At 48.6% G+C, this 22,008-nt stretch carries 21 protein-coding genes; 1 reads left to right on the top strand and 20 read right to left on the bottom strand.

From position 1 onward, the window contains the following. Positions 1-5 precede the first annotated feature (5 nt). From VV089_RS04055 to VV089_RS03980, 16 genes are all read right to left on the bottom strand, one after another. Positions 6-1,037, bottom strand: coding sequence for an aldose 1-epimerase family protein (locus VV089_RS04055; RefSeq protein WP_334335043.1), 1,032 nt, complete (start codon positions 1,035-1,037; stop codon positions 6-8). 9 nt (positions 1,038-1,046) lie between these two features. Then, a complete protein-coding gene (locus tag VV089_RS04050; protein WP_172541170.1) occupies positions 1,047-1,475 on the bottom strand; it encodes an RbsD/FucU family protein in 429 nt (142 codons plus the stop codon). 104 nt (positions 1,476-1,579) lie between these two features. Further along, positions 1,580-2,620: a substrate-binding domain-containing protein gene (locus VV089_RS04045; RefSeq protein ID WP_172541169.1), complete on the bottom strand. Its 1,041-nt coding sequence runs from the start codon at positions 2,618-2,620 to the stop codon at positions 1,580-1,582. A gap of 111 nt (positions 2,621-2,731) precedes the next feature. Continuing rightward, a complete protein-coding gene (locus VV089_RS04040; protein ID WP_334335042.1) occupies positions 2,732-3,679 on the bottom strand; it encodes an ABC transporter permease in 948 nt (315 codons plus the stop codon). 1 nt (position 3,680) lies between these two features. Further along, the gene (locus VV089_RS04035) at positions 3,681-5,192 is read right to left on the bottom strand and encodes a sugar ABC transporter ATP-binding protein (protein WP_172541167.1); all 1,512 of its coding nucleotides are present in this window, start codon (positions 5,190-5,192) and stop codon (positions 3,681-3,683) included. A gap of 348 nt (positions 5,193-5,540) precedes the next feature. Then, the gene (locus VV089_RS04030) at positions 5,541-6,620 is read right to left on the bottom strand and encodes a LacI family DNA-binding transcriptional regulator (RefSeq protein ID WP_172541166.1); all 1,080 of its coding nucleotides are present in this window, start codon (positions 6,618-6,620) and stop codon (positions 5,541-5,543) included. 178 nt (positions 6,621-6,798) lie between these two features. After that, positions 6,799-8,118: an ABC transporter substrate-binding protein gene (locus VV089_RS04025; RefSeq protein WP_334335041.1), complete on the bottom strand. Its 1,320-nt coding sequence runs from the start codon at positions 8,116-8,118 to the stop codon at positions 6,799-6,801. 240 nt (positions 8,119-8,358) lie between these two features. Next, positions 8,359-9,030, bottom strand: coding sequence for a response regulator transcription factor (locus VV089_RS04020; protein WP_334335040.1), 672 nt, complete (start codon positions 9,028-9,030; stop codon positions 8,359-8,361). After that, positions 9,023-10,336: a sensor histidine kinase gene (locus VV089_RS04015; RefSeq protein WP_172540431.1), complete on the bottom strand. Its 1,314-nt coding sequence runs from the start codon at positions 10,334-10,336 to the stop codon at positions 9,023-9,025. Before VV089_RS04015 ends, VV089_RS04020 begins: the two co-directional genes overlap by 8 nt. A 43-nt stretch (positions 10,337-10,379) precedes the next feature. Then, positions 10,380-11,336 (bottom strand): sugar ABC transporter substrate-binding protein, encoded by a 957-nt coding sequence (locus tag VV089_RS04010; RefSeq protein ID WP_334335039.1) that lies wholly within the window; start codon positions 11,334-11,336, stop codon positions 10,380-10,382. 56 nt (positions 11,337-11,392) lie between these two features. Further along, positions 11,393-12,364 carry an ABC transporter permease gene (locus tag VV089_RS04005; protein WP_172540430.1) on the bottom strand — a complete coding sequence of 324 codons (972 nt, stop codon included), beginning with the start codon at positions 12,362-12,364 and terminating at the stop codon, positions 11,393-11,395. Positions 12,365-12,388: 24 nt separating this feature from the next. After that, positions 12,389-13,873, bottom strand: coding sequence for a sugar ABC transporter ATP-binding protein (locus VV089_RS04000; protein WP_172540429.1), 1,485 nt, complete (start codon positions 13,871-13,873; stop codon positions 12,389-12,391). A gap of 144 nt (positions 13,874-14,017) precedes the next feature. Further along, positions 14,018-15,058 carry a sugar ABC transporter substrate-binding protein gene (locus VV089_RS03995; protein WP_172540433.1) on the bottom strand — a complete coding sequence of 347 codons (1,041 nt, stop codon included), beginning with the start codon at positions 15,056-15,058 and terminating at the stop codon, positions 14,018-14,020. Between the two features lie 179 nt (positions 15,059-15,237). Next, the gene (locus tag VV089_RS03990) at positions 15,238-16,236 is read right to left on the bottom strand and encodes a DUF4349 domain-containing protein (protein ID WP_334335038.1); all 999 of its coding nucleotides are present in this window, start codon (positions 16,234-16,236) and stop codon (positions 15,238-15,240) included. 98 nt (positions 16,237-16,334) lie between these two features. Further along, a complete protein-coding gene (locus tag VV089_RS03985) occupies positions 16,335-17,267 on the bottom strand; it encodes a hypothetical protein (protein ID WP_334335037.1) in 933 nt (310 codons plus the stop codon). Further along, positions 17,251-17,811 carry an RNA polymerase sigma factor gene (locus tag VV089_RS03980; protein WP_334335036.1) on the bottom strand — a complete coding sequence of 187 codons (561 nt, stop codon included), beginning with the start codon at positions 17,809-17,811 and terminating at the stop codon, positions 17,251-17,253. Before VV089_RS03980 ends, VV089_RS03985 begins: the two co-directional genes overlap by 17 nt. Positions 17,812-18,034: 223 nt before the next feature. Between VV089_RS03980 and VV089_RS03975 the strand changes: the two genes are divergently transcribed. Continuing rightward, positions 18,035-18,349: a YbjQ family protein gene (locus VV089_RS03975; protein WP_172541151.1), complete on the top strand. Its 315-nt coding sequence runs from the start codon at positions 18,035-18,037 to the stop codon at positions 18,347-18,349. 97 nt (positions 18,350-18,446) lie between these two features. Here VV089_RS03975 and guaB read toward each other — a convergent pair whose 3' ends face one another. From guaB to VV089_RS03955, 4 genes are all read right to left on the bottom strand, one after another. Then, positions 18,447-19,904, bottom strand: a complete 1,458-nt coding sequence (gene guaB, locus VV089_RS03970) for an IMP dehydrogenase (RefSeq protein WP_172541150.1) — start codon at positions 19,902-19,904, stop codon at positions 18,447-18,449. A gap of 172 nt (positions 19,905-20,076) precedes the next feature. Next, positions 20,077-20,835, bottom strand: a complete 759-nt coding sequence (locus VV089_RS03965; RefSeq protein ID WP_172541149.1) for an ABC transporter permease — start codon at positions 20,833-20,835, stop codon at positions 20,077-20,079. Beyond that, positions 20,832-21,749, bottom strand: coding sequence for an ABC transporter ATP-binding protein (locus VV089_RS03960; RefSeq protein WP_334335035.1), 918 nt, complete (start codon positions 21,747-21,749; stop codon positions 20,832-20,834). The genes VV089_RS03965 and VV089_RS03960 overlap by 4 nt, the downstream gene beginning before the upstream one ends. Further along, on the bottom strand, positions 21,746-21,949 hold the full coding sequence (locus VV089_RS03955; protein WP_172541147.1) for a PLDc N-terminal domain-containing protein: 204 nt from the start codon (positions 21,947-21,949) through the stop codon (positions 21,746-21,748). The genes VV089_RS03960 and VV089_RS03955 overlap by 4 nt, the downstream gene beginning before the upstream one ends. Positions 21,950-22,008 lie beyond the last annotated feature (59 nt).

Raw genomic sequence — 22,008 nt, 5'->3', positions numbered from 1 at the left:
TATTTTTATTTTTCCTTTATGTTCTCAAACTCTTCCCTGCCCTTTAAAATATGGAAGGTCAGGTGATAGTCTACAGATTCCCCTGGCTCCAGGTATTTCATAGAACCGTTGGCAACCGCATCCTCGATGCCGTCAATGGTGGAATTGCCCGGCTCAAGGCCCATCACGTAATCGCCCGCACCCATCATCTTCCACTGTACCAGGTGATCCAGGGTGCCCAGATCCACCTCAATGGCAATGCCCAGTTCCAGTTTGGGATTGTAGACAGCCACTGTCCCGTGGTTCCTGTCATCGGGCTTTAAGGTGTGGTAGTAGCACATCTCCTCATAGAACGGATCGGCCGGTTCCGTCTTTCTGCAGTCGGCAATTCCCTCTTCCGAGTGGGCGTTCCTGGCTTTTGTCTCAAGGGCCGGAATGTACACCTCGCTGTCCGGGGAGAGAACTGGGTAGCCGATATTGCAGTGATAAAGGATCATATGCCTGGCCTTTTTGTATCCATCGTTTGTCACCTTATCGTGAAGGGTGAATTTCCGTTCCTTATAAAAGCATCGAATCTCTCTGTCCAGTCTCAGCTTTTCCCCAAAGATAACGGCATCCCTTACGGTTCCCCGGATAGCCACGCAGGGCGTCTCTCCCTCCTCCACCCGGCAGCTCACGTCCTCCGCCGGAGTATGGGAAATATTCCCGTGAAGCCCGTAGGACTGCCCCTCATATTCACAGGGGGCTCCCGCCAGCTTCAGTCCGCATGTAGTCAGAAAGCCTGCGGTAAAGCTCTTTAAAAAGCCAAGTCCCTGATCGTCAAAATATTCCGGGGCAACCACGCCGCAGGGAGAGATAAACCCTACGTTCTCTCCGCAGAAATCCAGATAGGGAATGTCCATTCCCCTGCTTATATTTACATCAAAATGCATCCCCGAACGGTTCTGCACATCCAGAAGCTCCACGCCCCCGGCTTTTCCCTCCTGCATCCGGATGCGCTTTACCCGAATCAGCTGATCTCTGTGGCCGATATATTTTTTTTCTTCCTGATAATTCATACGCCGCCTCTAACAAATTCCCTTCTGAAGTATAATGTTGGCATACCGGGATTCATCCCCTGTCTGGACAATCACATATGCCTTTTCTGCGTCCTCATAAAAGGGCAGCCGTTCAATAAAGTCAAATTCATGGAACGCATCGTCTTTGTCATACTTCTTCAGCAGTTCCCGATAGGTTTCCCAAATCTCCGGGACTGGCTCCGTAGGAAGATTTCTCATCAGACGGACTGGATTGGGAATAAAGTTATCCAAAGGATACAGCTTGAGCACTGCCTCTAAGAGCTCTGGGATCCGGATACCGTCCATACGGATCATCCGCTTTGCATGGGCTGTTCCCGGGAAATTGGCATCTGCCAGAATCAATACATCGGAATGCCCCATTTCCATCATGCATTTTACCAGCTCTGGCGGAAGGACTTTTGGAATATTTCTTAACATGTCATCAGCTCCTTTTTCTTAGAATTGGATAGAATAAGGGCGCCGCTGCAAAGCCCTCTGATTCATTGCTTTACCAGCGGCGCCTTTTCCTTTTACCGCAATATTTATTCGGAGATAGCGTCTACGCCGCCCTCAAGGTAAGCGTCTACGTTCTCAGCCGTGATTGCGCGGAAGGGGATACGTGTATCCTTCTCGTACTCCTCGCCCTTGATAATCTGCAGCGCCACGTCAACGCCTACAGCGCCCTGGCCCTGGGAATCCTGAAGAACGCTGATTCCATACTCGCCGGCCTTAACTGCTGCAACTGCATCGTCCAGTCCGTCTACGCCGCCCACAACGATGTCGCTTCTTCCGGCTGCCTTGCAGGCAGAAAGGGCGCCAAGTCCCATATCGTCATTCTCGCAGATAATCGCCTTCAGATCCTCGCCGTACTGTGTAATCCAGTCTTCTACAAGCGCCATAGCTTCGTCACGCTTCCAGTTTGCTGTCTGAGTGGAAAGTACCTCAAAGTGCTCCAGCATTCCTACCGCTTCGAATCCTGCATAACGACCAACCTGTCCGGACTGTCCCATGGGTCCCTCAATGATACAAACCTTAGAGCCTTTCTCTACATTGTCAACAAACCACTGGCCCAGGATCTCACCGGATTCCTGATCCGTACAGCCTACAAATGCAGTGAAGTTGGTGTCTGCAATATCGCCATTATCAATGATGATGGGGATACCGGCGTCATTGCACTTGCCTACTACCGGCGCACTTCCCTCTACGCTCTGGGGAATTACGATGACTGCGTCCACCTTCTGGGCTATCATAGTCTCAACATCACTGATCTGCTTGTTTACATCGCCGCCTGCATCATACATTACCAGCTTTACGCCCAGCTCGTCAGCACGTGCCTGTGCCGCGTCAGCGATTGCTGCTACGAAGGTATCGGAATTATCCTTGGAAGAGAATCCGATGGTAATGTCTGCATTGTCCTTTGCCCCACTTTGCGCAGGAGCTTCTGCGTCGTCTCCGCCTGTCTCTGCCGGCGCCTCGGTTCCCGCATCGTCTCCGCCTGTGCTTGCAGGAGCCTCCGCCTTGCCGCCGCAGCCTGCCAGTGTCATTGCAGCCGCCAGTAAGAGTGCAATTGTTTTCTTCTTCATTTTTTGTTCCTCCTTTAATTATGTAGGTTTTTTTATTAAAAACTGTCTTTTGCCAGCCCACAGTCCCGGCTGAAGGCAGTTTTCATACGTTTGGTGTGCGTGTTCTTTTTATCAGTCCTTCTTGCCCTTGGTTCTCATATCCAGGAATACGGCCAGGATAATCAGAAGGCCCTTTACCATCTTCTGGTAGAAAGAGTTAATATTCATCAGGTTCATAGAGTTGCTCAAAAGTCCAAGGAGGACAAAGCCGCACATGGTTCCTGACAGAGAGCCGATACCGCCGCTCATACTCGTTCCGCCGATAGCCGTTGCCGCAATGGCGTCCATCTCATAACCTTCCCCCGCGATAGGCTGGCCGGAGCTGATACGCGCCGCCAGTATGAGGCCCACCATCCATGCACAGACAGAAGAAATCACATACACGGCCAACTGAACAACACGGGTCCGTACACCGGAGAGCTTTGCCGCATTCTTATTGCCGCCGATTGCAAATACATAGCGGCCAAAGGTGGTCATGTTCAGGATAACCAGGCCTGCTGCGCAGAAGATGAACAACAGGATAATCGGAATCGGAATTCCCGCTACGGTTCCCTGGCCAATCTTGATAAAAGAGGGATCCGAGATGGTGTAGGGCTTGCCGTTCGAATACGCAAGGGCGATACCGCTTCCAATGGTCATGGTAGACAGTGTTGCGATGAAAGGCTGGAATTCAATGTAGGAGATGAGCCAGCCGTTCACAAAGCCGCAGATGAGAGCACAAACCAGAGCTGCAATACAAGCCACAAACCAGTTGCATCCATTTGCCATCAGGGAGCCGCTGATAACACCTGTGATAGCGATTACGGAGCCTACCGACAAGTCAATGCCTCCGGTAAGGATTACAAAGGTCATTCCTATGGAAAGGATGCCATTCAGAGAAATCTGTCTCAAAATATTGGTGATATTCTGGCTTGTCAAAAATACCGGAGACACGAAGCTCATTGCAAGGATAATAAAGAGGGCTACAAATATCAGGCCAAATTGTCTAAGTATTTTTCCCATATCTTTTTTCTGTGTCATTTTACTTTCCTCCAAACGCTAAATTCATAATTTCCTGCTGGGAAGCAGCTTCCTCGCCCTCCAGCACACCTGTTACTTTTCCGCCGGACATAACCATAACCCGGTCGCTCATTCCAATCAATTCAGGCAGCTCAGAAGAAATCATTATGATTGCGATCCCCTGCTTTGCCAGTTCAATCATAATATGGTAGATGGCCGCCTTTGCGCCTACGTCAATACCTCTCGTCGGTTCATCCATAATCAAAACCTTGGGGTCGGACAGCAGACACTTGGCCAGTACCACTTTCTGCTGGTTTCCTCCGGACAAGCTGGATACCATATCCTCAATGCCGTTCATCTTGGTAGCCATCTGCCGGGTGTAGTCATCCGCCAGCTTCCGCTCTGTCCCTTTATTGATAAAGGAAGCGTTTGCCAGCTTATCAAAATTCTGCAGGGAAACATTTTCCTTAATGCTTCTGCAGAGAACCAGGCCCAGCTCCTTCCGATCCTCGGAAGCCATAATAATATGATTCCTTACTGCATCCTTGGGATGCTTGATGTCAACTTTTCTGCCTTCCAGGATCACCTCGCCGGAATCCAGGCGGTCATACCCTACAAGAGCCCGCATCACCTCGCTCCGCCCTGCGCCTACCAGCCCGGCCATGCCGAGAATCTCTCCTGCATGTACACTTAAGTTTACATTTTCAAACACGCCTTTGCGGGTGAAATTCTTCAGTTCCAGAACTACATCGCCTTTTTCCGCCGTATTGCGCGGATAGCCGCCTTCCAGTTCACGTCCAACCATCATGTTAATCAATTCTTCTCTGGAGGCTTCCTTTGTATTGACGCAGCCGATAAACTGTCCGTCGCGGAGTACGGAAATCCGGTCCGAAAGCTCGAAAACCTCTTCCATACGGTGAGATATGTAAATAATCCCGATTTTCTTTTCTTTTAAGTTTGCTATGATCCGAAACAGTGTCTCTGTCTCTTTCTCGGAAAGAGACGAAGTCGGCTCATCCATGATAACGACCTTCGAATTGTAGGAGATGGCCTTGATAATCTCCATCATCTGAATCTGTGCAATGTTCAGATCCTTCATCTTCATGTCCGGCCTGATGAATTCTGAAAGTTCAAATTCCTCCAGCAGCTCCTGGGTCATCCGGTTCAATTCTTTCTTGTCTACAAAGGGCAGACCCTTAAACTTTTTCTGTTCTCTTCCCAGAAATACGTTCTCTGCTACCGTCATCTCAGGAATGGGGCTCAATTCCTGATGTATCATCGAAATGCCGGCGTCCAATGCATCTCTGGCGGATTTAAAATCTGTCTCCCTGCCGTCCAGGACTACCGTACCTGCATCCTTTGTGTAAATGCCCATGATAATCTTCATCAATGTAGACTTGCCTGCACCGTTCTCACCCATCAGGGCGTGAAGTTCACCTGGGACAATACAAAGCTCGGCACCCTTTAGGACGGTTACTCCGGAAAAAGACTTGTCAATTCCTTTTGCTTCCAGAATGTACTTTGTGCTCTCCAAGATTTTCCTCTCCTTATAAAATTATTTTTTAGAAAAACGTTTTTCTCATTTCCAAAAATAAAAAGCGCTTCCGTAATGGGTTGCTTTTTTGTTTTTTGGTAATTTCTAATGATAGAATAACTCAGAAAAACGTTTTTGTCAAGTGTTTTTCACGATTTATTTCTACTTTTTTATCAGTTTATTGTAAAAAACGTTTTTATTGTGTGTATTTTTAATGTTTTTATGTTATTTTCACATGATTTTTTTACTGTTTTTCTGATATCTTTTCCTACAGCCTCTAAATATCAGAAAAACGTTTTTACAAAGGGCCTGTTTTACCCTTCTACATAGATGCCGCCTATTCCAGTCTCACCAATCTACAAAGATCCACTCTTCCTCCGAATCCGCCACGGTAGAACGTCTTACCACCAGCCTGGCCCCCATCTTTACCGCTGCCGGCTCCTGGCTGGAATCCGGGTTTTCAATCCTCTGGAACAGCATCTGCGCCGCCTTCATGCCCGTGTGGGTCTTCTGGATGTGTATGGTGGACAGAGAAGGCTCTATGATACTGGACAGGAACACATCGTCATATCCCATGACTTTAATGTCTTCCGGAACACGCTTTCCATATTCCTTTAAAAGCTTCAGGGCTCCCACTGCCATCTGATCGTTTCCGCAGAATACCCCGTCCAGATCCGGCGTATTTTCCAAAAGCTTTTTCATAGCCAGATATCCGCTCTGATGGGAGTAATCGCCGTATTCAATCAGCGTATTCCAATTTGCCAAAAGCCCGTTCTGCAGGATACAGTCTTTATACCCCTCCACACGCTCCTGGGCAACCTGCATCATCATCGGCCCCATAATGTGCGCAATCTTCCTGCAGCCGCAGTCGATAAGATGCTGCACTGCCATCTTTGCGTTATTATAGCCGTCAAAATAGACCGAGTCGATCCCGATCTTCGTCAAATCACGCTCCAGGCTCACCAGCGGAATCTTCTTAGACTGGTTTGAACGGGCAAGAATCTCGTGAAAATGCCTTTCAATCAAATCCTGATGTACCATGGTTACAAAGAGAATCCCGTCCACCCGGCTTGCAAAAAGCTTTTTGAACAGCTCGCGCTCCCGGCTTATGGCATTGGTATCTCCGTATACGCTCTGGGCGTCGCAGATAACCAGCTGATATCCCTTTTCCATCACCACGGAATTGATCCCCTTTACAACATAGGGATAGAATACGCCGCACATATCTTCCACGATCACGCCAATGGTTCCCGATTTATTACTCTTCATACTCCGGGCAATCGGATCCACCTCATAGGAAAGCTCCCGTACCGCATCCTCCACACGCTTCACCAGCTCAGGACTGACATATTTTGATTGATTGAGCACATTCGAAACCGTTGAAATAGAAACGCCGGCCCTTTTCGCTACATCCTTTATTCCACTCATACTTTCACCCTCATATATCAGTTCTTATTTTTTGTATTTCCATACTATCATAGACATCCTGTTTTTTCAAGGGAGGCAGGGTACCGGCCGCATGCAGCACAATTCGAACAGGCCGGAAGCAGATTCTGCCTCCGGCCTGTCCGGACTGTTACGCATACTTTGTAATGCGGCATATCCGTCACTGCCTCAGATAATTGTTGATCGTCCTCTGAATAATTTTCAGACTGCTGTCCAAGGTTTTGTCATTTTCCAGGATATTGCTGATCTCACTGTCAGCCAGGGCAAGGACCTGCTCATACCGCTTGAACTGAGGCTCGATATGCCCCTCCTCAATCACCCGGCCCAGAAGCTTCCCGCTGATAACCGTATCGCCCTCCTCCATATCCTCCTGGACAATACTTTCCATCTCACTGGACTGTGTGACGGCTTTTAACACCGAAGCCCCCTGGGAATACCGGAAAATCTCCGTCTGCAGCTCCTCGTCATAAGTCAGAAGCTTTAAAAACTCCCAGGCCAGCTCCTCCTCCCTGGTACTGGCGCTGATGCCCATTAAAAGCGTCTCCACCTGAGAAAGGTTATCCCCCTTGGTCCCGGCCGGCATCGTAATACAATCCCACTGAAAATTAGCATACCGCTTGATTTTATAGGGATACGTTTTATACGTCCGGTACTCCGCAAACGTCAGCGGCATAAAGGCCACATTTCCGTTGTTGAAATCCTCCTGCACCACCTTCTGCCCTTGGTTCAGCTCATTCAACTCCCGGATATATTTCACCGATTCCGCCAGCCGCTCGTCCGTAAAATACCCCTGCGTCCCGTCCGAATCAAAGATCTCTGCCCCATTCGAACAGACAGCATCTTTCCAATCATAATTATAGATTCCAAACTGGTCCGGAACACCGTCCCCGTCCGTATCCTTCGTAACCTTCTCACAAATAGCAAGGAGATCCTTCCATGTCCAGTCCTGATCCGGCATAGAAATCCCCTCCTTTGTGAGAAGCGTCTTATTCACAAACATAAGAGTCGGCACCGTTTCATAAGGCAGGGCATACTGAACACCCCCATACTGCCCCGTACAAAAAGCACTGGAAAAATACCTCCCCGGATCAAACTTTGCATCCCGCTGAATCAGCTCATCCAGATTTTTCATCACCCCCAGAGAAGAAAACTGATTAAAATCCGTCCCCAGCACCATAAACACATCCGGCTCCTTATTCACCAGAAGCTTCCGCGAAAACCACTCCGAATAATCCTCCTTCAAGACACCGCTGTAATAATGAATACGCACCCCCGGATGCTCCGCCTCAAAACGCGCAATCGCCTTATCAATAATCACAAAGCTATTCGCATTCGCCACATCCCAGTTACTCCCCGTAAACATCCCAAACTCCAGAACAATCTCCCTCTCCCTCCCATTCCGAACCCCCAGCAGCATCACAACCCCCGCCAAAACCGCCAGCCCAATCCATACCCTGCTATAACCCTTCATACTCCTCATATCTCCACCTCCCAGGGGCTGCTGCAAGATAAGGCAGCAGGCTTTTCCAATATCCAGTGTCCGGCTGTTCGCGCACAGGCTGTCTGATATGGGCGCACATTGACAAAAAAACAAAAAGCATCCAAAACATCCAAAGTCAATGTACGCACAGAGCAGACAGCCTGTACGCGAACCGTCCGAACACAGGATATGGAAACGACTGCTGCCTTATCTTGCAGCAGCCCCGTCCGCCCCCGCTCCTTAATCCTCCGGCACCTGCTTCGCCGCATTCGTCTGCACTGCCCAGATAGCCAGCTGCGTCCGATCCCTCAAATCCAGCTTATTCAAAATCGTACTCAGATAATTCCTCACTGTCCCATCCGACAGCTTCAGCGTATCCGCAATCTCCTTATTAGCCGCCCCCGTCCCAACCTGGGCAATAATCTTCCATTCCGTCTTTGTCAGCTCCTTCACGCCCTTATTCCCCACAGGAATCGTGTAATCCCCCTGAGCCATCCGTGAAAACAGCCGCAGCACCTTTGTGGCAATATCCGGATTGATCATAGCCCGGCCGCCGTAAACCGTCCGGATAGCATTCTCCAGCTCATCCATGGAAACGCCTTTTAGCAGATAACCGCTGGCGCCGAATTTCAGTGCACTATACACATACTCGTCATCGTCAAAGGTTGTCAGAATGATAATCTTTATCTGCGGATAATTTTCCTTAATAATCTTTGTGCATTGTACCCCGTCCATCTTAGGCATCCGGATATCCATCAGCACCACATCCGGCTTCTGCTTCCGGATACACTGAATGACCTCCTGTCCGTCAGCCGCCACATCCGTTACCTCCAGGCCTTCCTTGCTGTCCAGCACAATCTGAAGACTCTGCCGGATCAGCTCCTGGTCGTCTGCAATCAAAATCTTAATCATAGCTCTCCCCCCAGCGAATCGGTATATGCGCAGTTACGGTAAAACCCTGGTGCTGTCCGTCAAAAGTCACCGTGCCCCGCAGCATTTCGATTCTTTCTTTCATATGCTTTGTTCCAAAGCCGCTTTTCATCTCCTTGCAGCCGATTCCGTTATCATGGATGGTCAGAAGCATCTCACCCTCGATGCGTTCCAGCGTAATCCAGATCTCTTTTGCCTTCCCGTGGCGGACTGCATTGGTAATGCTCTCCTGCACCACCCGGTAGATGGCATTCTCCTCATCCTCGTCAAATTTAAGATGCTTCTCCTCTGTTTTAAAATGGATCCGCACATCCGACACCCTGCTCATATCTGTCACCATCTTCCGGATAGCTACCTCAAGGCTTAAGCGCTCCAGGGAGTCCGGCCGCAGCTCATTCACCGAACGCCGGATATCCTGAATCCCCTCTCTCCCCGCCTTTGATAAAAGGGCCAGCTGCTTTCTTGTCTGCTCCGGCGACACGTCAACCAGAGCCAGGCATGCGTCCAGTCCGGTAACAATCCCCGTAAGGGTATGGCCCAGCGTGTCATGGATCTCTCTGGCCAGACGGTTTCTCTCCTTGGTCTGTGCCATGTGCTCCGTCACATCCGCATACTCCTGAAGCTGCTCATTCGCAATCTGCAGCTCGTGATAGAGACGGTTGACCTCCTCTATCGTGCCCCTCTGGACATTGATCACATAGACACAGTAGACAATAAACAAAATCATATTCAGAGATATCAGTATATTATAGATGCTGAACAGGTACTGCTGCGTATCGTAGGAGTAGTACTGAATATAATCGGAAATATTGTAAAGCCGCATATAAATGGACAGCAGCTCATAATCTGCCACCAGATAGCCTGCAATGGCCATAGCAACAAAAGCCAGCTTCATCTTGCCGTCCTTTACATAGGCGATCACACTGGCAAAAACAAGAAGCAGAAGGCCTTTGTAGTTAAAATTCAACAGAAAAATCACAGCACTGCATACAAACATATCCAGAATCAGTGTCGCCACATTCCATTTGTTCGGTATCTCCCTCCAGAGGTGCCGTACCAGAAAGGTCAGTATGAGAACTCCCATAAAGCCCATGCAGATAATGAGAGTTTCCTTGGGGCTTTCCGGAAAGGAGGAGATGGAATTGAGAAATTCCCGGGCGTCGTAATTGGCGAGAATTTTTCCGGTAGTCACATAGATCAGCACGCAGATAAAAGCAACGCATAATACATTTAAAATCAGCATTGCCCCCTGGAGCAGTGTTACAAAGCGTTCTTTACTGTCACTCATAATAATTCTTATTCCTTCTATGCGCCGCCTGGGCCCTGCTGTTTTACTGCCAGCCGTTGATTTCGTAGCCGCTTAGGTTTTCCTTGGTAATCATGTAAGGCTCGATGCTGATATAGGGTTCTATCTCCATCCCGTTCAGATAGTCATACGCCTTCTTTACTGCTACCTCGCCGATGGTCTTGGGGCTCTGGGCGCTGGTTCCCGACACGGCCCCAAGCTCCAGCATCGCCTTAAAGTCGGGCGAGCCGTCAATCCCGTAGATCAAAACCCCTTCCTCCCTGTGATACTGCTGCAGGGCTGCCAGAGCGCCCAGGGCGCTGGGATCATTTCCTCCAAGAACCACATTGAACTCCATGTTCTTTTTGAGGAATTCCGCTATCACATCTGCCGAGACCTCGAACTCTCCCGCGCCTGCATGGGTGTACACCACCTGGTAGCTGTCATTTCCCGCGATGGTGTCCAGAAAACCCTGGACGCGGTTTGTAATGGAGGTCTGTATGGGATTGTCTATGACCACGATCCGCGCGCTGTCCACCCGCTTCATCATATCCTCCGCACAGAGCACGCCGGCCTGGTAATTGTCCGTCTCAATGACGGTAACTACATATTCCCTGTCCTTTACGACCGTATCAATGTTAATCACCACAACGCCGGCCTCCCGGCAGGCCTCCAGGGCAGGCTTCACCTTCTCCCAGTCTACCGGGTTCAGGAAGAGCACTTCAATCCCTTCCTCGATCATCTCCATAATCTGGGCGTTCTGCCTTTCCTGATCCTGGCTTGGATCTCTGGAAATCAGGATATCCCCGTTTCCCTCCACCCCTTCTTCTATGGCTTCGTGGAGCACGTCAAAGTAAGGATTGTTTCTGGTCATATAAGTGGCGCCGAACACCCGGGGAACGTGCTCTTCCTTATTGTCTCTCATCATACCGCAGCCTGTCAAGATGCCAATACAAAGTGCAAAGCCGATTGCTAAGGTAGTTTTTTTCATCTTCTTCTCCATCACAAAAGCCTCCTTGGCCCGAAGGCCGCAGAGACTTTTGTGTATACCAGTACGTTTTATCTTCCCGCCTTTTTATTACGGATAAAGTCCACATATACCGCAAGAAGGATAACAAGGCCTTTGACAATATACTGCCAGTTGGAATCCACGCCCAACAGGTTCAAGCCGTTGTTCAGCACACCGATGATCAGGACGCCGATCAGAGTGCCGCCCAGCCGTCCGGAACCGCCGCTCATGGAAGTACCGCCTACTACTACCGCCGCGATGGCGTCCATCTCTGCGCCGTCGCCTGCCGTAGGCTGGCCGGAATACAGACGGGAAGCAACCACCAGGCCTGCAATACCGGACATAATGCCCGTATAGGTGTAAACGATAAACTTTACCTTCTGTACATTGATGCCGGAAAACTTCGCCGCCTGGGCATTGCCGCCCACTGCATAGATGTGGCGTCCAAGCTGGGTCCGGTTAATCATAAACGCCGCAATGATAAATACAATAATCATCAGGATAACAGGCGTCGGAACCGGGCCCACATAGCCGGCTCCCGGGAACTTAAAGGTATCCGTCATACAGCGGATGGGAGAACCTCCCGTAAGCACCAGCGCAATTCCCTTGGTAATGTTCATAGATGCCAGAGTTACAATAAAAGGCGGAATATCCGTCTTGCAGATAACAAAGCCGTTAAACATACCCACAAGGGCTCCCACACCGATGGCCGCAAGAAAACCTACGATCTCGGGAAGGCCGAAATTAATCACACAGCCCGCCGCCACAACGCCGGAAAGGGCAATTACGGAGCCTACCGAAAGCTCAATGCCGCCTAAGATAATGACCATGGTCATACCTGTGGCTAAAAATAAGTTGGATGCATTCTGACGAAGAATATTAAACACATTCTTCGGGGTCAGAAACGTCGCTCTTGTAGTAGGAAATACAACCAAAAAGATGCACATTACCAACAATGCAATTATAATACCAATATTATCCTTGAAATATCTGACAATTCCATTTTTTAATCTGGCTGCCATAGCTTCTCCTCCTTCACTTCGCACTTACTTCGCCGCAAGCTGCATGATCTTTTCCTGCGTAACATCCGTATGATCCAGGCATCCGGTGACCCGGCCCTCGTTCATAACATAAATCCGGTCGCTCATATTGATGATTTCCGGAAGCTCGGATGAAATCATAATGATGGACATTCCCTGTTTTACCAGCTCGTTCATAATCCCGTAGATTTCCGCCTTGGCGCCTACGTCCACGCCTCGGGTCGGCTCATCCAGAATCAAAATCCTGGGATCTGTGGCAAGCCAGCGTCCGATCATAACCTTCTGCTGGTTTCCGCCGGAGAGATTGCCGATGACCTGCTCCTGGCTGGGGGTCTTGGTTCCCATCATATCAATGTATTTCTGAGTGATTTCCTCTTCTTTTTTCCCATTCACCACCAAGTTTTTGATAAATTGGGAAAGAACCTCAATGGTGGAATTAAAGCGCACGCTCTGTACCTTGTAGAGCCCTTCCTCCTTGCGGCTCTCAGGCACCAGCGCAATTCCATATTTCAATGCGTCTATGGGAGACTTAATCTGCACCTTTTTTCCGTCCACATAAACATCTCCGGACATATGGGGCGCCAGCCCGAATACGGCCTTCATGGTCTCGCTTCTTCCGGCTCCCACCAATCCTGCAAAGCCGATAATCTCTCCCTTTCGAAGTTCAAAGCTTGCATCCTTTGCCATCTTATTGTCCGAGATATGGTCGCACTTAAGCACCACCTCTCCCGGCTTTAGATAATCCCGTGTATAGTAATTGGTCAGCTCCCGTCCAACCATCATGGCGATGAGCTCATCCTTTGTCGTCTCCTTCACCACCTTGGTTCCGACGGTTTCCCCGTCACGCATGACGGTTACCCGATCACAAATCTCTTCCAGCTCACTCATTTTATGAGAAATATAGATAATGCCCACGCCTTTTTTCGTAAGGGCACGCATGGTCTCAAACAGGAAGCCCACTTCCTTGTCCGAAATGGAGGAGGTCGGCTCATCCATAACCAGAATTTTGGAATTAAAAGAGATTGCCTTTACAATCTCGACCATCTGCTGCTGCGCAATGGTCAGATGCTCCACCAATGTATCTGCATTGATGTTCATCTCATAGGTATCCATAAGCTTCTGTGCTTCCTCTGTCATCTGCTTACGGTTGATATTCATTTTGCTTCCCGGCTCGCGGCCCAGAAAAATATTCTCTGCAACAGTCATATAGGGAACCAGAACCAGTTCCTGGTGCACTATGGAAATACCAGCCTCACGGGCCGCCACGACACCGTCGATGGTTACCTTCTGACCGTCTATGTAGATCTCTCCCTCTTCTGCATGGTAAATACCACCCAGTACTTTAATCAGGGTGGATTTACCGGCGCCGTTCTCCCCCAGAAGTGCATGTACTTCTCCGGCCTTTAACTGCAGGCCTACATTCTGAAGGGCCTTGACGCCAGGGAAGGATTTATGGATTCCTTTCATTTCAAGTAAATACTGTTCACTCACGCATCGCCACCACCTGTCTTTTAAAACTATCATATCAAAAATGATATACTTGGCAAAAGGGCTTTGCTCCGTCTATGGACCAAAGCCCTTTTTTCCTGTTTTATCAGTCACTCAATTTCTTACCAGCGTTTTACCGCCTTTTTCTTACTGCCATCCGTCCAGGCCGTAATCGCCTACATTTTCAGAGGTGATTAAGAAGGTCTCAATGGGGATAAAGGCTTCTACTTCTTTGCCGTCCAGCCACTCGTAAGCAGTCTCAGCAATGGTCTTGCCGATGGTGATGGGAGACTGTGCGCCGGTTCCTTCCAGTACAGTGCCCTCAAGAAGCTTCTTCACGTCCGGAGAACCATCCACGCCGTAAATAAGCGGAGTTACGCCGGCTGCGTCTGCTGCTGCATATGCGCCGAGAGCTGTGGGGTCGTTGCCGCCGAAGATAGCTACTACGTCGGGATGAGCAGTCAGAAGGTCGGTTGCCTTCTCATTTGCTACCTGCTGATTTCCCTGAGCATCCTGCTGTCCTACTATGTTAAAGGTTACGCCGGAATCCTCGATAGCCTTTAAGAAGCCGTCGGTTCTGTCGGTTACAGACTGCATGGTCGGAGAGTCAAGCACCAGAATGTCTCCGCCCTCGGGAACCTTCTTTGCCAGGTCCTCGCCGCATACATAGCCTGCATTGTAGTTGTCGGATCCTGCATAGGATACCAGATAGCTCATATCGCCAACCTGGGTGTCAAAACCGAACATGGGGATGTCCGCTTCCTTCAGTGCATCCAGCGCCGGAATAATTCCGTCTGCGTCTACCGGATTTACAAACATGATTTCAACGCCTCTGGAAATCAGGTCTTCAATCTGATCGATCTGGGTATTGGAATCGTTGCCCGGGTCTACGGAAAGCAGTGTATCGCCGTGAGCCTCTACTACCTCGCGGATAGCTCCCTCAAGGGCTACAAAGAAGGGGTTGGTTCCGTCCATACAGGTGTAGCCGAATACCCGTCCGCCGCCTTCTGCCGGAGCCTCTGCCTGTGCGTCGTCTCCCGACTCTTCTGCGGGCGTTTCTGCCGGAGCTTCCTCGGCAGGTGCCTCTGCCGGAGCTTCTGCCGGCTTGCTTCCGCATCCTGCTACTACTGCAGCAAGCATTGCGGTACTTAACAGCGCGCTAAGAATTTTTTTCTTCATTTTAAAAATCCTCCCTTGAATTTTTTAGTTGTTACAGTAATTATCATAAAAAATTTTCGGATTTTGCGCACCTGTATTTTGTAATGAATTTTCTATGACATTTGTCATTTTTTATAGAAAGAACCCCGCCGGAAGAAACCGCAAAAGTCAGAAACTCCATAGCTGCGGAGTCTCTGACTTTACACGGTTTACTCAAAATGGTCTTCCTTCATCTGTTCTTTTTTCTTTTTCCTAAAAAAGGGTTTCTTCCATATAAGCTTTCTCACCAGGCGTACCAGAAGCACAATCACCAGGGCCCAGATAACAAGATAGGGCAGGGAGCTGATAAACCAGATGGCAAAGCTTCGCAGGCCCTGGCCGATATCGTAGAAGTTGTCGGTCAGACGGTAGCTGATTTCCTCGAAGAAGGTCAGCTTCTCCACCACCGGCATGACACGTTCTACCTCTCGGATATCAATGTCCACCGTGCTGTAGCTCACCTGGTTGTCAAAGATCCGAAGCTTGGAGCCGTAGGCCTGGAGCTCGTAGCGCACCTGGGAGAGGCGGCTCTCGATTGTGAGGATGTCTTCCATGGATTCTGCCTGTTCCAAAAGCTCCAGAAGACGGGTCTGCTCGGTTTCCAAGGCCTTCTTATGACTTTCCACATCCACGTACTGAAGGGTAATGTCCTCAATGGACTCGCTTTTACCGGTGACGTTGCCAAGCTCGCTGACTACCGTTACAAAGCCGTCCAGCTTGTCACTGGGAATCCGAATGGTCATCCACCCCCGGCGGCTCTCATACATGCTGTAATAGCTGCTGCCGGAAATGTCGGAGCTTTCTATGTATCCGCCCAGTTCCTCTGCCTTGCTGCGGATGTTTTCCAAAAGGGAATCAAATTCCTTTGTCTCCATGTTCATGGAGACGGTTTTGATCAGTTTCTGGGCGGTTGGGGCAACGCTGTCGATTCCCGAAGTGGAGGATACGCCGCCTCCTCCCTCCTCTGTTGTATAAGCGGGCTCTTCTGCCGGAGCCTCCGCCGCTTCAAAATCCATGGCTGACTCACTGTAGTATTCCGTACTATAGCCTGCGTCATCCATTGCCGGTGCAGAAGACGACGCTTCCGCACTCTTATCATTGGAACCGCAGCCGCTTAAAATCAAGACGGCAGCCGCCAATAATGCAATTCTTCTCATATCCTTTTTCATTCGGTTTCCTCCTATTCCAGTTCCGTAATATCCTTCAAAGTACACGGGTATGAAATCAATTTCCAGACGCAAATGCATGCGCCTGTGTCTCCTCTCGTCTACTCCCAGGTCTGCTCCAGGGCTTCTTCCAGATCCTCCTCGGGGTTCTCAAAACGGAACTGGGAGCACAGAATCAGGCCGTCCAGATAGGTGACTGCCCGGTACATCTCTGCGTCATAGTCAAAGTGATAGTTTTCCAGAAAAATCTCTTCGTCCTGGGCCATGCCTGGCTCCAGGCTTACCAGGCGGCGTTCTTCCTCCTCCGAAGGCACCGTCTCTGGCTCAAGAAGATACCAGGCGCCGTCAATGAGAACCTCCAGATCCATAGAAGCATAGTAGTAAATGGTCCGCTCGTCCATATTGCCGATGGTGACCTTGATGCTCTCGGCATCCCGTGCAATCACCGGGCTGCTCACAAGGGTTTTCACGGTCTCTGTCTCTTCCGGAAGCCTCTGAATGTCTGCCAGGGATATGAAGCCGCCCATAAATTCCACGGTCCCGGGCACAGCTCCTTTGTCAGAATCTCCTGCGGCAGCCGCTTCCGGCTCTTCTGTTTCTTCTCCCGCTTCAAAGTCATAGACTCCTCCTGTCTCCTCCGACGCGGGAGCCTCCGCTTCCTCTTCTGCCGCTGCCGGAGCCTCCGCCGCAGGGGACGACATGTCCATGCTGCTCTTAGAGCCGCTTTTTGACACCAGAAGCAGTCCTCCTGCAAAGATTCCAGCCGCCGTAAGGAGCACTAAGATACAGGCAGCCGCCCGATTGAAGCTGTAAATAAATTCTTTTCTGTTCATGCTCCGGCGCTGCGGACGTCCCTTGGTCTTTAAAAGCTGTTCCATGTATTCCCGGAATTGCTGGGAAAAGGTATGCATACGGGCAATCTCACACTCTGGGGGAATAAAGCTCAACTGCTCTTCCATACAGGCATCCAGCGCCTCTTTTAAGAGTTCTTCTTTTGCATCCAAAGCTTTGTCTCTCTTATCGCTTCCCGGCACGGCCTGCCACCTCCTTTTCCAACATCTCCTGGAGCTTTTTCCTTGCACGGTAAAACCTCACATTCGCCAGCTTGGGGGAAATATTCAATAATCCGGCAATCTCTGTGTCCGACATCTGATGAAGATACTTATACTCAAACACCACACGGTATGCCTCATCCAGCTCCAAAATACAGGATATCAGATACTCATAATTCTCTTTTGTAATATACTGGTCCAGAATGTCCGAAGAAGGGTCGGGAATATCAAGGCCCATATCCTCCGAAGGACAGGCCTCTCCCTGATTCTTCCGCAAAATATCGACGGCCTTGCTCTTCACGATGGTCATAAGAAACTTCTTCGTTCTTGGACTGTCCACGTTCTCTACCTTATCGAGATGCCTGGTGAGCGCCAGAAAGGTCTCCTGCACCGCATCCTCTGCCAGATGGGCATCGCTAAGAAACTGATACGCCACATACCAGCAGAACTGCTGATACTGTTCATAAACTAAAGTAAACTTGTCTTTTTCCTCCTGGGTGTCCAGCATAGATAAGTATAAAAGCATCTTAAGGGTCCCCCTCCCCTGCAAAATACGCGTCTTTTGCTTGTCTTTTACATATATAATAACGTATATGACTTAGGATTTACTACAAAAAAATTTAAATTTCTTTTAATATATAAGATTTCCGCAGATAAAGCAACTGCCTTCGAAAAAAGTTCCCGAATAGGATTGACAATTAGATATCAAAGTGATATCATTATCATATACTCAAGAAAGGAGAACCACTATGATATTAGTTAATACCGATTACATCACCGGAAAAGAATTGGAAATGCTGGGCCTGGTGCAGGGAAGCACCATCCAGTCCAAGCATTTAGGAAAGGACATCTCCCAAAGCTTCAAAACTCTGGTCGGAGGCGAGTTAAAAGCGTATACGGAAATGATGGAGGCCGCCAGAACACTGGCAACCAAGCGTATGGAAGAAGAGGCACAGCGTCTGCAGGCCGATGCCGTCATCAATATCCGCTATTCCTCCTCCGCCGTTATGCAGGGAGCCGCCGAGGTAATGGCTTACGGAACTGCCGTAAAATTCAAATCCTAATGTTTTTCCGTTGCTGTCAAGAAAGGGCAGAAAGAAGGGGCGCCGCATAATTTTGCAGCGCCCCTTCTTTTTGCAGAGGAATTCTTTTTCTCCCGCTTTATAGAGCATCCGTACTGTAGTTCGGAGCCTCTTTTGTAATATGAATGTCATGGGGATGGCTTTCCTTCAAGGAAGCGGCGGAAATCTTGATGAACTTTCCGTTCTCCTTTAAGGATTCAATATCCGGCGTTCCGCAAAGGCCCATACCGGAACGCAGGCCTCCCAGAAGCTGGAAGATGGTGTCCTCCACCGTCCCCTTGTAAGCCACGCGGCCTTCCACGCCCTCAGGAACCAGCTTCTTTGCCCCCTCCTGGAAATAGCGGTCCCTGCTTCCGTTCTCCATGGCGGAGATGGAACCCATTCCCCGGTAAACCTTGTATTTTCTGCCCTGGAACAGCTCGAACTCTCCCGGCGCCTCGTCGCAGCCGGCAAAAATGCTTCCCATCATGCAGACGTTGGCTCCGGCCGCAATGGACTTGGTAATGTCGCCGGAGTACTTGATGCCGCCGTCGGCAATCACGGGAATTCCGTATTCCTTAGCCACCTCATAGCAGTCCATAATCGCAGACACCTGGGGCACGCCGATTCCGGAAACCACACGGGTCGTACAGATAGATCCCGGCCCGATGCCAACCTTAACCGCATCGGCTCCCGCCTCGATCAGATCACGGGCAGCCTGTCCCGTAGCAATATTTCCTGCAATCACAGGCAATTCCGGATATGCTTCCTTGATCATCTTCAGGCAGCGGATCACGTTGGCAGAATGTCCGTGGGAGGAATCCAGCACAATTACATCCACCTGCGCCTTAACCAGGGCCTCCACCCGATCCAGCACATTGCTTGTGATACCTACGCCCGCACCGCAGAGCAGACGGCCCTTCTCGTCCTTGGCGGACATGGGGTACTTAATCTGCTTCTCAATGTCCTTGATGGTGATAAGGCCCTTCAGATTAAAGTTATCGTCCACGATGGGAAGCTTTTCCTTTCTGGCCTTTGCCAGAATCTTCTTTGCCTCCTCTAAGGTGATGCCCTCCCGGGCTGTAATCAGTCCCTCTGAGGTCATGGATTCTTTGATTTTCTTTGTGAAATCCGTCTCGAATTTTAAGTCACGGTTGGTTATGATGCCCACCAGCTTCTTGCCCTCTGTAATGGGAACGCCGGAGATCCGGAACTTGCCCATCAGCTCGTTGGCCTCTGCCAGTGTATGCTCGGGAGAAAGATAGAACGGGTCTGTAATGACTCCGTTTTCAGAACGCTTTACCTTGTCTACCTCCTCGGCCTGAGCCGCGATAGACATATTTTTATGAATAATTCCGATACCGCCCTGTCTTGCCATGGCAATGGCCATGCGGTGCTCGGTTACCGTATCCATGCTTGCACTCATCATGGGAATATTAAGACGCACGGTCTTTGTTAAGTACGTTGACAAATCAACCTCATTGGGAATTACCTCCGAATAGGAAGGCACCAACAGCACGTCGTCAAATGTAATGCTCTCACCAATAATTTTACCCATTTCTCTCTCTCCTCTCGTGTCTATTGTAACAGCCCAAACAACGAATCTGTTACTGTTTCTCAGTTTTCATTTTGTTTATATTAATTTCCTATATTAACGAAAAGAAAGGTTATTGTCAATACAATTTCTTACAAAATTCTTATAATAGAAAATCCAACGCAATTTTCGACAATTAAAGCTGCTTTTTATTAAAAAGGCGAATGGCAGTCAACACCCCCAAAATGGATAAGGCAATGGAAATAACAGCAGGTATCATAAATTCTGCCGGAACAGCTTCGCCGGAAATCAAATCTATATTTTTTGAAGTTAAAATGAATGGATTGAATTTTGCAATCGGTTCTATCATTCCGAGCAAGGATATTATGGCGGCAATGCCGCCTGTAAAGAGTATGCTTGTGAAAGTCTGTCTGAATATCACGCACCCAATCATTAAAATACTCAAGTATAGAAAGCCGATTATCCAAAGTGAAACTGCCGCAAAAGCAACATTTGAAAGGTGGTTATCATTCCATAAAAGGGCTGTATAACCGTATGCGGCAGCATATCCACTCCAATAACTGATTGTCATAAGCGCGGCGGCTGCCGTATATTTTGCAAGGATAACTGCTTTACGGGATAATCCCTTCGTAACCATTAAAACTAAGGTTCCTTTGGAATATTCATTTGACAGACAACTCCCAAACAAAATGATAAATGCACTGAAACCAACGCCGGAAATGTTCTTGTAAAATTGCTTCCATGCGTCCAAAGCGACTGGTTCAGAGGTCATTTCCATATCTGCGGCTAAAGCCGATAATATTTCCGGCGTAAACTTTGCGAGAAACGCACTCATAATACCAAAAATCAGAAAGACTGCGAACAGAATAAGGAAACGATAGTTCTTCATATTTTCCGTAAACTCTTTTTTTATAAAAGCAATATATCCACTCATTTCACTACCTCCAAAAACAAACTTTCAAGGGACGGCTCCATACGTTCTATTTTTACGGGACAAATCCCTGTTTCCGCAAGTATGCGAAACAATGATTTTTGCACACTTACCATATCTCGGCTATGCAAAATAAGTTCCCTGTTATTTTCTTCGGAATGAAGCAGCAATGGCTCTATAGATTTTTGTTTTTTGAAAAGCCGTAAATCTTGATCCGCCGAAAATTCTAAAAGCAAGCTGTCATGTCCATGTAAAGCCTTAATTTCTGCAAGTGTTCCAGTAACAGCGATTTTTCCCTCATTCAAAAAGGCTGCATGGCCGCAAACGCGCTCCACATCAGAAAGAATATGCGTGGAAAATAACACCGTTGTCGTTTGGCTGATTTTATAAAGAATATCCAAAATCTCTTTTCTTCCTACGGGATCAAGCGCGCTTGTCGGTTCATCACAAATCAGTAATTTGGGCTGTGTGAGCAATGCCTGTGCAATTCCTAATCGTTGTTTCATACCGCGGGAAAATCCGCCGATTTGCTTTGTTGCACTGTTTAGACCGACAAGGGAAAGGAGTTCATCACTTCTTTTTGAAATTTCGGTTTTTGATAGACCAATGACTTCTCCGCATAGCTTTAGATACTGTATCGGCGTCATATAGTTATAAAATTCTGGAACGTCCGGCAAATATCCAATATATTGATTTGTCCTTGTCTGTCCAAAACAAACAGGCTCATTGCAGACATGGATTTCTCCCTTGTCGGGCTGTAACAGTCCCAATACCATTTTCATAGTCGTTGTTTTGCCAGCACCATTTTTCCCTATGAAGCCAAAGATACTTCTCTCTGGAACAGACAGATTAAGATTGTCAATGATTTTCTGCTTTCCAAAACTTTTAGATAAATTTTGTATTGTGAGGACATTCATTCGTTCTCCCCCTTTCCAAAGACAAAATAAATAATCGGTCCAAAGAGCAAAAGGACTACAACAATTACAAGCCACATGGTTTTATTTCCAAAGCGATAGCGTGGATGTCGTAGAATGTGTCTTACTGCTGCTACTGCAAGAGCAATGTCTATCAGCAGAACGGGAACAAGTAATGGCAGAATTTCAAATATCGTGTTCAATATTTTTACCTCCTATTTTATCATTTCAATAATATTATCATAACGATAATATAAAGTCA

Origin of the sequence: Candidatus Merdisoma sp. JLR.KK011, assembly GCF_036941125.1 — a bacterium.
Classification (GTDB): domain Bacteria; phylum Bacillota; class Clostridia; order Lachnospirales; family Lachnospiraceae; genus Laedolimicola.
This window is presented reverse-complemented; position numbering and strand designations above follow the sequence as displayed.